Annotated in this window: 11 protein-coding genes and 2 tRNA genes; 5 read left to right on the top strand and 8 right to left on the bottom strand. The window is 55.2% G+C overall.

The annotated features are described in order from the left end of the window. Positions 1-5 precede the first annotated feature (5 nt). On the top strand, positions 6-1,412 hold the full coding sequence (locus tag WJU22_RS22825; RefSeq protein ID WP_341840486.1) for an efflux transporter outer membrane subunit: 1,407 nt from the start codon (positions 6-8) through the stop codon (positions 1,410-1,412). A gap of 635 nt (positions 1,413-2,047) precedes the next feature. Here the strand turns inward: WJU22_RS22825 and WJU22_RS22820 are convergent. Next, positions 2,048-2,971 (bottom strand): bestrophin family protein, encoded by a 924-nt coding sequence (locus WJU22_RS22820; protein WP_341840485.1) that lies wholly within the window; start codon positions 2,969-2,971, stop codon positions 2,048-2,050. A 20-nt stretch (positions 2,972-2,991) separates the two neighbouring features. Then, positions 2,992-3,474, bottom strand: a complete 483-nt coding sequence (locus tag WJU22_RS22815; protein ID WP_341840484.1) for a hypothetical protein — start codon at positions 3,472-3,474, stop codon at positions 2,992-2,994. A 185-nt stretch (positions 3,475-3,659) separates the two neighbouring features. Here WJU22_RS22815 and WJU22_RS22810 point away from each other — a divergent pair, with 185 nt between their 5' ends. The 3 genes from WJU22_RS22810 to WJU22_RS22800 all read left to right on the top strand — a co-directional run bounded on the left by WJU22_RS22810 (position 3,660) and on the right by WJU22_RS22800 (position 8,247). Continuing rightward, on the top strand, positions 3,660-4,367 hold the full coding sequence (locus tag WJU22_RS22810; protein ID WP_341840483.1) for a response regulator transcription factor: 708 nt from the start codon (positions 3,660-3,662) through the stop codon (positions 4,365-4,367). Continuing rightward, entirely contained in the window at positions 4,354-5,721 is a 1,368-nt protein-coding gene (locus WJU22_RS22805) for a HAMP domain-containing sensor histidine kinase (RefSeq protein ID WP_341840482.1), read from the top strand. The genes WJU22_RS22810 and WJU22_RS22805 overlap by 14 nt, the downstream gene beginning before the upstream one ends. Before the next feature lie 84 nt (positions 5,722-5,805). Further along, complete coding sequence (locus tag WJU22_RS22800) at positions 5,806-8,247, top strand: alpha/beta hydrolase-fold protein (protein ID WP_341840481.1); 2,442 nt, start codon at positions 5,806-5,808, stop codon at positions 8,245-8,247. 63 nt (positions 8,248-8,310) lie between these two features. Here the strand turns inward: WJU22_RS22800 and WJU22_RS22795 are convergent, their stop codons facing one another. Further along, positions 8,311-9,810 carry a serine hydrolase domain-containing protein gene (locus WJU22_RS22795; RefSeq protein WP_341840480.1) on the bottom strand — a complete coding sequence of 500 codons (1,500 nt, stop codon included), beginning with the start codon at positions 9,808-9,810 and terminating at the stop codon, positions 8,311-8,313. Between the two features lie 104 nt (positions 9,811-9,914). Between WJU22_RS22795 and WJU22_RS22790 the strand changes: the two genes are divergently transcribed. Further along, positions 9,915-10,427 carry a helix-turn-helix domain-containing protein gene (locus tag WJU22_RS22790; protein ID WP_341840479.1) on the top strand — a complete coding sequence of 171 codons (513 nt, stop codon included), beginning with the start codon at positions 9,915-9,917 and terminating at the stop codon, positions 10,425-10,427. Between the two features lie 55 nt (positions 10,428-10,482). Here the strand turns inward: WJU22_RS22790 and WJU22_RS22785 are convergent. From WJU22_RS22785 to WJU22_RS22765, 5 genes are all read right to left on the bottom strand, one after another. Next, positions 10,483-10,570, bottom strand: a tRNA-Ser gene (locus WJU22_RS22785). A 114-nt stretch (positions 10,571-10,684) separates the two neighbouring features. After that, positions 10,685-11,413: a hypothetical protein gene (locus WJU22_RS22780; RefSeq protein WP_341840478.1), complete on the bottom strand. Its 729-nt coding sequence runs from the start codon at positions 11,411-11,413 to the stop codon at positions 10,685-10,687. A 132-nt stretch (positions 11,414-11,545) separates the two neighbouring features. Further along, positions 11,546-11,630: transfer RNA gene (locus tag WJU22_RS22775), tRNA-Ser, on the bottom strand. Positions 11,631-11,890: 260 nt separating this feature from the next. Beyond that, positions 11,891-13,006: an efflux RND transporter periplasmic adaptor subunit gene (locus WJU22_RS22770; protein WP_341840477.1), complete on the bottom strand. Its 1,116-nt coding sequence runs from the start codon at positions 13,004-13,006 to the stop codon at positions 11,891-11,893. A 138-nt stretch (positions 13,007-13,144) separates the two neighbouring features. Then, positions 13,145-16,159 (bottom strand): efflux RND transporter permease subunit, encoded by a 3,015-nt coding sequence (locus WJU22_RS22765; RefSeq protein ID WP_341840476.1) that lies wholly within the window; start codon positions 16,157-16,159, stop codon positions 13,145-13,147. Between the last annotated feature and the right edge of the window lie 5 nt (positions 16,160-16,164).

Raw genomic sequence — 16,164 nt, 5'->3', positions numbered from 1 at the left:
CAATTATGACGCAATATTCAAAATACTTAATAGCTATACTTTCTGCCGCATCTTTGGCCGCCTGCAAGGTGGGCAAAGACTACCAGCGGCCGGAGACCCCGCTGCCCGCGCAGTTCGGCAATACGGCCGCGGCAGACAGTTCAGTCGGAGCGGCGCCCTGGAAGCAGTTCTTCCCCGATCCCGCCCTCCAGGAGCTGATCGGCACCGCGCTCAACAGCAACTTCGACCTCCAGCTGGCGCTCAAACGGATCGAAGCCGCCTCTTCCTACGTGAAACAGGCGAAAGCAGCCATGCTGCCTTCCATCAACGCCAACGCAGCGGCCAACACGTCGTTCCCTTCCAAAAACAGCCTCAACGGGCTTAGCCTCAACAACTTCCTGAAAACCGACCATATCGAGGATTACACCCTCGGCGTCGGCCTTTCCTGGGAAATCGATGTATGGGGCAAGATCCGCCGGCAGAAGGAAGCCGCACTGGCGCAGTACCTCCAGACATTCGAGGCCGCCCGCGCCGTGCAAACCGGCATCGTGGCCCAGGTAGCCAACAGCTACTTTAACCTCCTCATGCTCGACGCGCAGCTCGATATCGCCAAACGCAACGCCGCTTTGAGCGACACCATCGTGCAAATGATCCGCATGCAGAAAACGGCCGGCGAAGTGACCGAACTGGCCGTTCAGCAAGCCGTAGCGCAACAGCAACTGGCAGAACTGCTCATCCCGCAGCTGGAACAGGCCGCCACCATCCAGGAAAACGCCATCCGCATCCTCATGGGCGAACTGCCCGGCACCGTGAACAGAAGCGCTTCGCTGTACGGCTATCAGGTGTGGGACAGCCTCCAGACCGGCGTTCCCGCCAAGGTGATCGCCAACCGGCCCGACGTGAAAGCCTCCGAAATGGGGCTCAAAGCTGCCAACGCCAACGTAGGCGCCGCACAGGGGGCCATGTACCCCACGCTCAGCCTCACGGCCAACGGTGGCCTGAACGCCTACGAAATCGGGAAATGGTTCCAGGGGCATTCGCTCTTCGGAACGGTGGCAGGCAACATCGCGCAGCCGATCTTCCAGCAACGCCGGCTGAAAACCCAGCTGGAAATCGCGAAGAACGACCGCGACCAGGCCGCTATCCGGTTCAAACAATCAGTGACCGTTGCCGTTCGGGAAGTGACCGACGCGCTGGTGCAGCTGGATAAACTCCAGCAACAGCAAACCATCGCCGGTTCCCGCTTCCAAACCACCCAGCAGGCCGTGAACAACGCCCGCCTGCTGTTCCGCAGCGGCCTGGCCAATTACCTGGAAGTCATCAACGCACAAGGCACCAGCCTCCAGGCAGAACTGACCCAGGCAGACGTAAAACGCCAACGCCTCACCGCCATGGTAGACCTGTACCGGTCGCTCGGCGGCGGCTACCAATAACGGCGATCCCGCAGACAGATGATAGTTGTTGAATTCAAATCAACAGACAGGTTGGAAGGAAGTAATGCACCGGCAACTGTCATCTGTCAGTGGTTATCGCTCAGTTGACCATATAGAAGATAGCTGCGGATGGTTGATGATTATTCGACTCAACAGACAGGTAAAGGAAGTAATGCACATCGCGATTGTCAACTGTCTGCGGTTATCTAATTCCAGGAAACAAACAGATGATAAAGGAAAGTTGAAAGTTGAACTCAATAGGTAGTTGCGGACAGTCGATAGTTGTCTTACTCAAATCAACAGACAGGTTGTAAGGAAGTAATGCACAAGGCAGTTGACTTCTGTCCGCGATTATCGCTCTTCATGAACATCAGGTTGTACCGGCAGGAGAAATCCTGCCGGTTTTTTTTGCATGGGGTCCATTCATCGGTTCTGTATAGCTGAAAGTATTTCGGTCCGGATCAAATAGTACCGGCAGGCCGAAGCCTGCCGGATTTTGTTTCTACTTTCCTTGCGTACATCTATCTAACCTATAAAACACGTCCTGTCGGGAATTGCCCGGCTTTTGGATGAAAAACTGCGATGGGAACCGGCAGGCAGATGCCCGCCGGGCTTTGCTGTATATGACTGCATGCTTAGAGGATGTAGTAATCCGCCGTTTCTTCCTGCGGCGCCACTTCCGTGTCTACCGGTATGATATCTTCTTCGGCGATCTGCAGCAGGTCGCGCTCCACTTTCCGGGCGATGGTGGTCATCGGCGTATCCGTCGGCTTGTTTTCGAAAGGGTCCTGTAGGTTGATGGCCATTTTTTCGATCAGGAGGAAAGAGGCGGAAATAGCGCCCACGAGCGGCACTTCCACGATGCCCAGCGAATCGATGAGCGCGAACGGCAGCAGGAGGATGAAGAAGATGACGGCGAAATGGGTATACAGCGAATAAGTGGCGGGAAAAACGGTGTTCTTGATACGCTCGCATTTGCCCATGGCGTCGCACAGGCGCGTGAGGGTCCTGTCCAGCTCGATCTGCTGATAGGGATTGAGCCATTCCTGCTGAAGGGCATATTTGATATCGCGGCTATGCAGCTGGAGAATGCCGGCCGGTACATTGTCGTACCGCGACAGCAGGTTCAGTTCCCGGCGGGAGAGGAGCCTTTCCAGTCCACGCAGGGGGTCTTTCCTGCGGAGGCTTTGTCCCAGTGCATAATTCCAGGCGATCTGCCTTTTGATGAAGTGCTGCCGGAAATGGCGGAATTCTTCCGAATCGTCGCCATCTACGATAGACATCATCTGCCGGGCCAGCGACCGGGAATCGTTGACGATGGCGCCCCAGATCGTGCGGGCTTCCCACCAGCGGTCGTACGCCTGGTTGGAGCGGAAGGCGAGCAACAGCGACAATACGGTGCCCAGTACCATCGGTACCGCCAGCGGAATGGAAATTTCCTTCAGTCCGTATTGATAGTACAGCATATTGATGATAAGCGTGTACACGGTAACGGCGAGGATTTCGTATTTGATCTTTCCGAAGATGTACCCCAACGGAATGCCTTTCTTCAGTAACATACGCGAGTTTTTTAAGTGAGTCAAACCTGCACGCCGAGCAGGGCGGAAATGGACGCCGGGGCGGTGACCACTTGCCTGGGGGCCGTCATTTTCAGGGAGGAAACGGGCAGTTTCATATGCCGGAACAGGCTTTCCGGGTTATAGCTGTTTTCGCCGGCGTTGCGGTAATGCAATTGGTCGGGAACGGCGATACGGTGGATGTCGTGCGCCCGGACGAAATTGCGCAGCGCCGGCGCGGTGGTGCCGTAGAAGAATTCCACGCCGATATGGGAGAATACCTGGGCATAGCGGTTTTTCATCACTTCGCAGGCTTCCCGGAAATCGTCGGGCACATGCACGTAGCGGTGGCTGCGGCTGAAAGGCCAGCAGTCGAGCAGGGAATCCGGGAGGCGGAGCGCGTGCATGAGGGTGATGCGGACGGGGCTTTCGGTTTGGGAAGCCAGGTGATGAAGATAGCCCAGCGAGCGGATGCTGAGATCGGTAGGAATCATGACATGTTGCATACGGTTCGTTTTGAATGCAAAGCTACCGGGGCGGGGTTAGGGACCGGTAAATTCCGGATAAGGATGTGGATGCAAACCTGTAAGAATGTGTTGAGCAGGAAGTAAGAATCCGGTAAGAATATCTGCGGACCGCGGGTTTTCCGGCTGTCAGCCCTTATTTTTGAAAGGATCAAGATGGATGCAGTATGAGAATTTTGTTGGTAGAAGACGAGCCGGCGGTAGTGTCGGTGATTTCGCGGGGATTGACGGAGTCGGGGTATGAGGTGAGCGTGGCGCCAGACGGGCTCCTGGGGCTGGAGATGTCGCGCAGTGGCGAATTCGTGCTTATTATCCTCGACGTGATGTTGCCGGGGATGAATGGTATCGAAGTGTGCCGGCAGATCCGTGCGGAAAAGAACGGGACGCCCATTCTCATGCTCACCGCCCTTTCCACGATCGATAACGTAGTGATGGGGCTCGATTCCGGGGCAGACGATTACCTTACCAAGCCCTACAAATTCCAGGAGCTGGAAGCCCGCATCCGCTCCCTCGTAAGGCGGCAGAACGGCAACGTTTCCCCGGCCGTCAGGCCCTCCAACATCCTCCGCCTCGGCGACCTCGCGCTTAACACAGACACCCGCCAGGCCAGCCGCAACAACCGCATCTTCACCCTCACCGCCACCGAATACCGCCTGCTCGAATATCTGCTTTCCAATCCGCGGAAAGTCTTATCCCGGGCGGAAATCCTCGAACACGTTTGGGGCATCGATTTCAATATGAATACCAAGGTGGTGGACGTATACATCAACTATCTCCGGAAAAAAATCAATAAGGAATCCGAACCGGAAATGATCCACACCATCGTAGGCCATGGATATATGTTAAAAGAAACCCTCGCCGATGAAGATCAGTAACAAAATCATGCTCCTCTTTTCGGTGCTGACTTTTTCCATCATCCTGCTGATGAGCTTTTTCGTGTATTACCTGGCCAACCGGTATTCTTTCGGCGACTTCTACAAACGCCTCGAAATCCGCGCCTACGTCACCGCCAACGCCGCCTATCCGCCGAACGGGACAGACACTACGGCCTACAACATCATCCGCGACCGCCACCTCGAAAAATTGCCTTCCGAAGAGGAATACATCATCCCCGTCGCGTATGCGGCCGGGCGGTTCGTAAGGCCCGCGAAACCCAATCTTCCTTACGCTTTCTACGACGAAGTAGTGCGCCAGGGCCAGAACACCTATCGCTACAACGAACGCTTTTATGCCGGCATCCTCATCTCCCACAGTGGCGGGCGAAGCGTGGTGGTGGTTTCGGCCGTCAACGAATACCGCAGCCAATACATGGCCGAACTGCGGAAAATCCTCGTCATCTGTTTCCTGGTTGCCACCGCGCTCATCGTGGGAGCAGGCGTTTTCTTCTCGCAATACATCCTGGCGCCGGTACACCGCATCATGCACCAGGTAAAAAACATCAGTTCCAACAACCTTCACCTCCGCGTCAGCACCGAATCCGGCGAAGATGAAGTGGGGGAGCTGGCAGGCACTTTCAATAATATGCTCGACCGGCTGGAAACGGCTTTCGAAACGCAGAACAATTTCGTAAGCAACGCATCTCACGAGCTGGGAACCCCGCTCACGGCCATTATCGGCGAAGCGGAACTGGCCCTGCGCGGCAACCGGGACGCAGACAGCCTGCGGGCGTCCATCTCCCGCATGCTCACCGAAGCCGAGCGCCTCAACCACATCACCCGCAGCCTCCTGCAACTGGCCCAAACGGGGTTCGACGGCAAAAAGCAGCACTGGGAGCTCATCCGGACAGACGAGCTCCTGTTCGCCGTCAAACAGATGACAGACAGGCTGAGCCCCGGCAACCACGTGTCCATCGACTACAGTCTGTTCCCCGAAGAGGAAGACAAAATGAGCATCACCGGCAACTTCCAGCTGCTGGAACTGGCCATTACCAACATTGTCACCAATGCCATCAAATATTCCAGCAACCAGCCCGTTTCACTGGCGCTGGCGGCAACAGACACGAAGAATATTGTGATCGTGAAAGACAACGGGATCGGCATTCCCGCGCAAGACCTGCCTTACATTTTTTCGCCGTTTTTCCGCGCCAGCAACACGAGCAGTTTCGAAGGCTACGGGATCGGGCTGCCGCTCACTAATACCATCATCCGGATGCACAAGGGTGAGATCATCGTGGAAAGCCGGATGAACGAAGGCACGGAAATCAGGGTGGTATTGCCTTCCGTGACCTGACGGCGCTTTCCGCCTTTCATCAAAATGAGTTCCGCTTTTATCGGGCGATGCGTATATTGTTTTCGAACAATGAAATAGCTCCCGATGACGCGTATCTACAAATTCCTTTTGCAGGGTGCCCTGCTGCTGGTGCTCGTTCCTGCCCTTGCGCAGGACACGTACACCTTCCGCGATGCCCTGTTTGTGGCCAGTCCGCAGCGGTATGGCCGCGAAGCCATTTATTCCGACGCCCTCGCATACCGGCTCTATGCCAACGATCTGAAACCGCCGAAAGCCGGCGATGTTTTCAGCGATACCCTTACCTGGCGCGCCGTTACGGCGGATTCTGCCCAGCGCCTGTTCCGGCGTGGCGGTGGAAGGGGCAGCTTCGGGCGGGGCGGATATTTTTACCTGACATATGGATCTGAAAAGGCGCAAACGGCGCTGCTGAACATCCGCGGCAACAGCGGGCTGTACATCAACGGCGAACCGCATACCGGCGATCCCTACAATTCCGGATGGCTCTACATTCCGGTGCAATTGAAGAAGGGTTTGAACGAATTGTACGTCCGCGGAACGATGATCACCGCCAGCCTCAGTTTCCCCGGAAATCCGGTGCAGTTGCAGGCCGCAGACGCCACGTTGCCGTCTATCGTGACGGGGCGGGGCGATGCGCAATTGCAAGGTGCGCTGGTAGTGATCAACAGCGCGCCGGCGGAAAAGCGGAAACTGCGGCTGAAAGCCGTTATTGGCGGACGGGAGACGCTGACCGACGTGCCCGCCGTTCCGAAATATTCCTCGCGAAAAGTGCCGTTTACCTTCGACCCTGCGGGCGTGACCGCTCCCGGGAAGGTGGAATGCACGGTTTCCCTGCTGGAGGGCGACCGCCTGCTCGACGAAGCCAAGGTGACGATAGAGGCCGTTTCCCCGGCGGAAAAATATAGTAATACATTCATCAGCGCCATTGACGGCAGCCTGCAATATTACGCCGTGGCGCCACAGGCGGGCGGTTTCCGGAAGGGATCGGCGCTGTTCCTGTCTGTTCACGGCGCGGGCGTGGAAGCGATCGGGCAGGCGAGGGCTTACCAGTCGAAGGATTGGGGAACGCTCGTGGCCGCAACGAACCGCCGGCCGAGGGGTTTCAACTGGGAAGACTGGGGGAGGATCGATGCGCTGGAAGTGCTGGCACTGGCCCGCCGCTCGTTCGAGCCCGATCCGCAGCGGATCTACCTGACCGGGCACTCCATGGGTGGCCACGGCGCCTGGTTCCTGGGAGCTACCTATCCCGCCAAATGGGCTGCCATCGCGCCGAGCGCGGGATATCCCACGCTGAAAGGATATGGTTCGGCAGACGGGCTCGTGCCCGATGGCAGCAACGACCCCATGGAGAAAATGCTGCTGCGCGCCGGCAACCAGAGCGACGTGATCCGGCTGGCGGAGAATTACAAGCCATTGGGCGTGTATGTTTTTCATGGAGATGCGGATAGGGTTGTGCCCGTGACGTATGCCCGCCAGATGCGCGAAGTGCTGGCCGAATTCCATCCCGATTTCAGTTACTGCGAATATCCCGGCGGGGAACATTGGTTCGGGGATATCAGCGTAGACTGGCAGCCGATCTTCGATTTCTTCCATTGGCGCCGCCGCCCCGTGGATTCCGCCGTTAACGTCATCGACTTTACCACGGCCAATCCCGGGATTTCCGAAGCGTACCGCTGGGCAGCGATCTACCAGCAAAAGCAGGCGCTGCATTACAGCCGCATCCGTCTGAAGCGCGACCGGGCCGCGGGTATCATCGAAGGCCAAACGGAGAACGTCCGCCTCCTTCGCCTCGACCTTTCCGAATTCGCCGGTAAAAAACTCACCCTGAAGCTGGACGGATCGGAACTGCAACACACCGCATCCGCGCAGCCCTTATTCCTCCTGCAAACGGAAACCGGCTGGCAGTCAGCGCCCGAGCCTTCGAAAACGGAAAAAGGGCCTCACCGCTACGGCACGCTGAAGGATGCTTTCAACCACCGGATGGTATTCGTATACAGCACCGGGGGCACCCCGGAAGAGAACGAATGGAGCTTCAATAAAGCCCGTTACGATGCCGAAACCTGGTACTATCGCGGCAATGGCGCTATAGACATTATTGCGGACAAGGAATATGATCTGGAAAAATATACAGACCGGGGTGTGATCATTTACGGCAACCAAACCACCAATAAAGCCTGGAATACCCTGCTGTCGGGCGCGCCGATACAAGTGCAGCGCAACAGCATCACAGCCGGCGGCAAAACCTGGACGGGCCTCGGCATGAGCGCCAGCTTCGTGTGGCCGCTGCCGGGATCGGAAAGGGCGTCGGTAGCGGTGATCGGCGGCACGGGTATCATGGGGATGAAGGCGGCGTATGCGAACCAGTATTTCGCCGGTGCGAGCGGGTTTCCCGATTACATGATCTATGATGCCGGTATGCTCCTTTCCGGTGCGAAAGGCGTTAAAATGGCGGGTTTCTTCGATCATGCATGGCGATTGACGGATGCTGGTATGGAAACGGCAGACTGATTCTCCGATATTATCAATTTAGGCCCCCCAATCCCAGGCGCAGCCCGGGATTGGGGGGCGCTATCATTTCAGCAATTGCGCCAACGCTTCCTGGCCGCCTTTGCTTTGCGGGTTTATTTCCAGCGATTTTTTATACATCCAGATCGCTTCCTCCTTCTTTCCCGCCACCGCCAGCGCTTCTCCATAACTATCATAAGTATTGAAACTCAGCGGGAACAGGAGCGTATTCAGTTTTAGCACTTCCAGCGCGTCGGCGGTATGGCTGGCTGTTTTGCCGGCGTACAGCAATTGCAGGCCCAGTTCGTTCATTTCATGTTCGCTTAAAAAATAATGGAGCGAATCTGACCGGAGCTGGGTCAGTTTTACGAAAGCGGCATCGACGCCCTTTTGGGATAGTGCCGTCACATAATCGCGGGTCAGGCTTTTTTTAAGGGGATCGGCCGGTTCATGGTCCCAGATTTTCAGGATGTTCCTTGAAATCGCGAAAACGTTGGGGCTGAAGGCATTGTCGAACAGCACAAAGCTTTGCCTGCGGCTGATGTCCCTTACAAAAGCGCAGATGGCGCCGGGAACGCCGCCGGTATGAAAAACGATCCGGCCATGTGTGGAATCCTGCAGTACAAACCATCCCAATCCATAACCCGCCGGCCCCAGGGCGCTTTCGGTGACATTCGGCCGGCCGGTGCGCATGGCTTCGTCGAGGCTGGCAGGTTGTAACAGCCTGTTTCCGTACAGCGCCTGGTCGAATCGGGCCATATCCGCCGTGGTGCTGAAAATATTCCCCTGGCCAACCAATCCGTTCAGGTTAAACGTCCGCCACCTCGTTTTTTTGATGCTGTCTGCGTTGACGGGCTGCGTTTGGATAAACAGGGGATAATCGTGATGGAGGGCCTGACGGGCCGGTTTCACCTGTTTGCCGACATGGAAATAGGTGTCCGCCATCCCGGCGGGCTTAAAAATCTTCGCTGTCAGATATTTTTCAAACGGCATGCCCGACAACTTTTCGACCAATAAGGCCAGCAGACAGAAGTTGAGGTTGCAGTACTGCCATTTTTCGCCTGGCTGGAATGCGGTTGGCGGTTGCAGCTTTTGCAGCAGCGGGATGATGTCCGCGTTCGTAAAAACCTTTTCCGGCTGCCGGGCAATGGCGGCTTCGAAGATCCCGTAATCGGGCAAACCGGAGGTATGGGACAGGAGTTGCCGGATGGTGATCCGTTCGTAGGGGAATTCCGGGAAGTATCGGGCGAAAGGGTCGTCCAGCCCGCACCTGCCGCGGTCCCGCAGCTGCAATACAGCGATGGACGTGAATATTTTCGACACGGAGCCTAAAGCAAAAGTGGTGGTGTCTGTGTTGGGTTTACGGTCTGCAAAATCCGCGTATCCGAAGGCGGACTTATAAATCGTATGATTGTTGGTTGTTATTTGAACGGCACCGTTGAGCAGTTTGTAGGCTGCTATCATGTCGAACAAACTATCGATCCTCGTTGAAATGCGTTTTTGCTGGGAAAATGCATCGAAAGTGACCGGTAAATAGCAGAGTACAAGGATGATGAATTTTTGCATATTGTAATTTCCCCAAAACTAATGGGTAACGCGTAGTTGCCGGCTATGGAAAAGCTTTAGAAAACCTTTGGAAAGCCTTATTTTTAGGATGTCAAAGCTTTCTTATGATCATAAACGACCGGTTCCTGGTAAATGCCACCCGAGGTGAAGTGACGGATAAGTTGACCGGAAAAACGGTCAGACTGGAGCCCCGTTTGATGAAGTTGTTGTGTTTGCTGGCGGAGCATCCCGGTCAGCTGGTGAAACGGGAGTTGATCATCCGGGAGATATGGAACGACTACCCGGGCGCGGACGACGGGTTGAACCAGGCCATATCCGGACTGCGGAAGTTATTGGAAGACGACCAGAAGAAAATCATCGAAACGATCCCCAAAAGCGGGTATTGTTTTCATGGGAGGATGGGGGAAGCGCCTGCTGTGCGGCCTGCCAGGAGATCAAAAAACATCTATTTGCTGGCGGGTTTGTGCATCGTGATCGCCGGGGTGTTTTTGGCGCGGTATTACCAGGCCACGCAGGCTGCGATTTCCGGGCAGGCGGCCCGGGAGGAAGCGAAGGAGCTGTATAAGTTGGATTCCGCGCAACAGGCAGACCGGTTGAAGGCGGCTGGCGGCAAATAGTGGGCTATTTCGATCCTAAATACAAAAAGCGCTGAAAATCAGCGCTTTTTTGATGCGGAGAGAGAGGGATTCGAACCCCCGGTACTCTTTCAAGTACACCTGATTTCGAGTCAGGTACATTCAACCAGCTCTGACATCTCTCCGTGTGGTTGCGGTTTTCGTGAAATCCTGCTTTCGCTGGAATTCCACACATCCGGGCGCAAATGTAAAAATCCCGGCGGACATAACAAATCTTTTTTACAGGAATGTCGCTGTAATCAGCGCGTACCCTCGTTCCACCAGCTTTCCACTGTTCGTGGCATTTCGGCGCGAAAATGCCGTTGGATGAAATCGAACTGCGATGGTGTGAGGAAAACAATGCGGCCGTCGTTTCCGTACATGATCGGGTAGACGCGGTCTTCGGCGTTGTGCAGCGCCAATTGATCGTTGAGGATGTTGACGAAGTTCCGGGTGGCGTATCCCCAGCAGTAGGAATCTTGCGGATCTCCTTTGAATGCTTCGTATTTTTTGCCGTTGAGCACGATCGTATGTAGGGTGGCGTCGTCTGCCCAATATTCGTCGGCCCATTGCAGGGGTACATGGAGTTGATCGAAGGTCGGTTTGACGTCTTTCAGCATTTCTTCCAGTCCGCCGGTTTCGTAAAGGGTTTCGCCGTCGCAACTGTAGAGCCGGTTGCAATGTGGGCGGAAGGTAGTTTGCTCGTCGTAGGTCGACGATAAAATTCCGTATTCATCGTATGCGGTTTCGATTTCTTTTTTCAGGGAATCCAGGACTGAGGGGTGAGTGAACCGGAAATAGCCCATGGCGTCCAATGAATCCACGATCATTTTACCGTTGAGTTCCGATTTGCGGATGATGGCAGTGTTGTGGGGGCGCATGGATATTTCGGGTGGAATATCCCGTTTTGATCGGCTGAGTTTGTACCACAACACACCTACGCCTGTCAGGATCAATGTGGAGATCGAAATGAAGAGGAGTGTTTTCATGGGTGCGGGATAATTGTGAGATAAAGATAGCGTGCGATGATGCAGTATGCAAGATGCGGAAAGGTTTAAACGTGCTTCCATCGCTACTTCCCCAAAACAAAAATTCCCGATCGAAGACCGGGAAAAATTCAGCGGAGGAAGAGGGATTCGAACCCCCGGACCTGTTACAGTCAACAGTTTTCAAGACTGCCGCAATCGACCGCTCTGCCATTCCTCCGCCGCAAAAGTAAAACTCCGGATGAATTAAACAAAAACTTTTTTTGCAAAGCCGGTAATTTTCGGTGCGTAAATTTAGTGGCAGTTTCTGTAATTGGCCATGGTAAAGGATGTAGGGCGATCGTTCTCTTCGCGCCGCAGCTATTCTTTTAATTGGAGAAGTCTACTTTGCGCCATCGCGGGTAACTTTCAGGCATATCCGGAGCACAATGAAAAAGCCCGGAAGCGTTGCACTTCCGGGCTTTCCGGCGATGGAACGGGTTACTTTTTACCCCCTTCCGGAATCGCCGTTCCTTCCTGAATTTCTTCGGACCCCATTTTCAGGATGGCGTCTCCATCGTTCAGGGCGCCGAATACTTCCGTTTTATCCGGCATTACACGCCCTTTGCTGACGGGCACATGTTTCGCTTTCCCGTTTTCTGCCCGTATCACGTAAATGCCGGTCCCGCTTTCCACCACGGCCGATTTCGGAACGAAAAACGTTGGTACGGAATGCTGCAGCGGGATTGTGGTTTCCGCGATCATATACGGTTTCAGCGCATGGCCTTCATTGATGAAATCGGCCTCTATTTTCTCGGAACGCAGCTTCAGATCGAGGCTTTCCGACTTCCGGCTCACAATGGCCAGGTATTTTTCCTGCGGGCGCGAGCGTACATGGAAGCGGATGGTATCGCCTATTTTGATGTAGGGCGTATTCGCCTCGGGAACGGACAGGTTCAGCCGCAGCCGTTGGTTGTTTTCGATCACCAGGAGCGGTTCCTTGTTCATCGGCCCTACATAGGCGCCCAGGTCCACGTTCCGGCTGGTGATCGTGCCGCTGAACGGCGCCTTGATGACCAGGTAATTATTCACATCACGGATTTCGTTGTAAGCCGACCGGGCCGCATGGAGGTTGGCTTCGTCCGATAACTTGCGCGCCTGGATCTGGTCGAGCGCATCCCGGGCTATAGCGCCTTTGGTTTCGTTAGCTTTCATCATCCTGTCGAACGTAGCCTTGGTTGAAAGAAAGATGGCTTCCTGCGCTTCCAGTTTGGCTTTGGCATTGGCTACCTGCGATTGGATCTCCGGCGCTTCCAGCAACACCAGCGTTTGACCGGCCTGTACGCGATCACCGATATCGACCTGTATGTGTTTTACGTAACTGTTCACTTTCGCGAACATTTCGGTATGCTGGTCGGGCTTCAGTTCTCCGGCGAGTTTCAGCATCACCATAGGATTGGATTTAGCGATGACGACGGTTTCCATGGGGTTCATCATCATGCCCATACCGGACATTCCTTTTTCATTTTTCGCGTCGGGCGATGCCGGTTTTTTATCGTTGTTGCAGGCTGCCAGCGCAATAGCGGCGGTCAGTATGAAGATCGGTTTAATGTTCATGGTGTTGGTTGTTGGAGTGAATGTATAAGGTGCTGTTTTCGTCTTCGGGGTCCAGGGACGGGGATTGAATGCCGGCCTTGTTTTGGATCCATGCAAATACGAGGGGCAGCAAAATCAGTACTGCGAATGTGGAGGCGATCAGGCCGCCGATAACGGCCCTGCCCAGGGAGATACCTGGTCGCCGCCTTCGCCGAAACCGATGGCCATGGGCAACATCCCGGCCGTCATGGCCAGTGTGGTCATGATGATGGGGCGGATGCGCAGGTTTGCGGCCTCGATGGCAGACAGGGCGGCGTTGCCGTTCCTGCGCCGGAGGGTTTCTGCGTTACTGATCAGCAGTACCGCGTTGGCGATGGATACGCCCACGGCCATGATGATGCCCATATAGGATTGCAGGTTCAGCGTAGACCCCGTCAGTTTTAGCATGGCCAGTGCGCCGAGGATCACGAAGGGCACGGTAAACAGTACAACGACAGATACCCGGAATGATTGGTAATTCGCCGCCAGCATGAGGAAGATGACCACGATGGCCACCAGCAGGCCGTTGGCGAGGTTTTTCATCGTATCGTCCAGCACGGGCGTCATGCCTGCTACCTGAATATTGACGCCTTTCGGCAAATCGCCGAGGGAAGCGATGGCGGCTTCGATGTCTTTCTGCGCCCTGCGGAGGTCGGATTTGTGGACGTTGGCGGTTACGGTGGTATAGCCCATCGTGCCCAGGTTGTAGCTTTCACCCAGGGATTTGGCGGGCATGATCGTGGCTACATCGCCCAGTACAGGCCGGTCGGCGTTTTTGGACAGGGGGATGTTGGCCAGCTCGTCTTTGCTGTTGAGCACGTTTTGGGGCATTTGTACCTGTACGTCGTAAGCGATGCCCATCATGCCGCCGACCCACATGTTCTTGCTGGTATATCTCGAAGATGCAGTACTGGCTACCATGGATTTTGCGATGTCCTGCGCATCCAGTCCCAATTGGGCCGCCCGTACGCGGTCGATGTTTATTTCGAGGGCGGGGTAGTTCATCGACTGGGGGATTTGCTGGTCGCGCAGATAATCCAGCGATTTCAGTTTCGCCAGCAACTTGTTCGCCGTCATCATATTCATTTTCTTCATCATTCCCGAAATGCGGATCTCCACGGGGGTATTGGCGCCCTGGCTCAGGATTTTCTCCGTGAGGTCGATCGGTTCGAAAGACAGTTTCAGTTCCGGCATTTTCGTTTTGATATGTTGCCGGATGCGGTCTTTCAATTCATCGGCGTTACCGTTGAATTTTTTCATGGCCACCTGCATGAGGGCTTCGTGCGGCCCGGCATTGTAGAGGTAGATCGGGCTTACGGCGAAGGTGGACGGGTGCTGGCCCACATATACGGAGGTAATGGCGATATTGTCTTTCCCGATCAATCCGTCCAGTTCTTTCAGGAACGCTTTTACTTTTTCTTCCGTTTTCTCGATCCGTGTGCCTTCCGGCGCGGTGATCCTTACCTGGAACTGGCTGGAGTTGACGGTAGGGAGCACGTCTTTCCCGGTGAACATGGCCAGTACCGTGATGGCTGCCAGCGCAACGGCGAGACTTCCGGCAGCGATGATCTTCCTGTTGCCCATCCATTGCTGTAACCGGGCGATCACGCGGTTTTTGAACCGGTCGAAGCGGGATTCCCTTTGTTCTTCCCCATGATGTTTGTTTTTCATGATCCAGTTCGCCATGACGGGAACGAATGTTTGCGACATGATGAACGAAACGATCATCGAAAAACCGATCGCCAGCGCCAGCGGCATGAACAGCGATCCGGGAATGCCCGACATCATGAAGGCCGGCGCAAATACCGCCAATACGCACAGCAGGATAAGCAGCTTCGGGAATGCGATCTCGCGGCATGCGTCCAGGATGGCCTGCGCTTTCGATTTTTTCATAGCGAAATGCTGGTGGATGTTTTCGATCGTCACCGTGCTTTCATCCACGAGAATACCGATCGCCAGGGCCAGGCCAGACAAGGTCATGATATTGATGGTCTGGCCGAACATCTGGAGGAACAGCACGCCGGAAATGATCGAGATGGGGATAGTCAGTATCACGATCAGGGCGGCCCTTCTGTCGCGCAGGAACAGCACTACCATGAGGCCCGTCAGCAGCGCACCGAGGATACCTTCGATGATGAGGCTTTTCACGGCATTGCTCACGTATACCGACTGATCGAATTCGTAGGAAACAGTGACATCGTCCGGCAGGTTCCGCTGGATGGTGGGGATGGTTTTTTTCAGGTTTTGCACCACGTCGTAAGTGGAAGCCTGTCCTGATTTCGCGACATTGATGTAAACGGAACGCTTCCCGTCGATGAGGGCGTACCCCGTGGTAATATCGGCGCCGTCTTTCACGGTGGCCACATCGCGGATGTACACGTTTTCGACCTGGCCCTTGAAGATGGGGATATCGCCGAACTCCTCGACGGTTTTGAGGGTGTTGTTGGTGGGCGTGAGGTAATTGATATCGCCGATATACACGTTCCCCGCGGGCGAGGTCACGTTCTGGCGGCTGATGGCCTCCACGATCTGGTCGGGCGACAGCTGATGCGCCCGCAGCTTGTTCGGGTCTACATTGATCTCGATGGTGCGAGGGCTGCCGCCGAACGGGGGAGCGGTAGTGAGCCCGGGAATGGCGATCAGGAACGGGCGCGCCGTGAAGTTGGCGATGTCCTGCAATTGGTTGTTGGTCTTGGTAGGACTGCGGAAGACCAACTGCCCGACCGGTTGGGATGACGCATCGAACCGGATGATGAACGGCGGCGGCGCGCCCGGTGGGAGGAATACCTGCGAGCGGTTCGAGAGCGCGTTCAGTTGGGCGATGGCTTCGCCCATGTCCGTTCCCTCATAAAAGTTCACTTTCATGAGCGTCAGGCCCTGCGTGTTTTTTGATTCGATGCTTTTGATGCCGTTGGCGAACAGCATCATGTTCACGTACATCTTCGTGAAGTAACCTTCCATCTGCTGCGGTGTGTAGCCGTTGAAGGTGTGGGCAACGTATACCACGGGCAGGTTCATCTCGGGCAGAATGTCTACCTGGATCTCTTTGGCCGCGCGCACGCCGAAGAACACCAGCCCCAGCACCAAAACCATGATGGATACAGGTTTCCGGAGCGCAAATTTTATCATGTTCATCTATA

The sequence above is a fragment of the Chitinophaga caseinilytica genome (assembly GCF_038396765.1).
Classification (GTDB): Bacteria; Bacteroidota; Bacteroidia; order Chitinophagales; family Chitinophagaceae; genus Chitinophaga; species Chitinophaga caseinilytica.
Note: the sequence above shows the minus strand (reverse complement) of the source record. Positions and strands in the feature narration are given on the sequence as shown.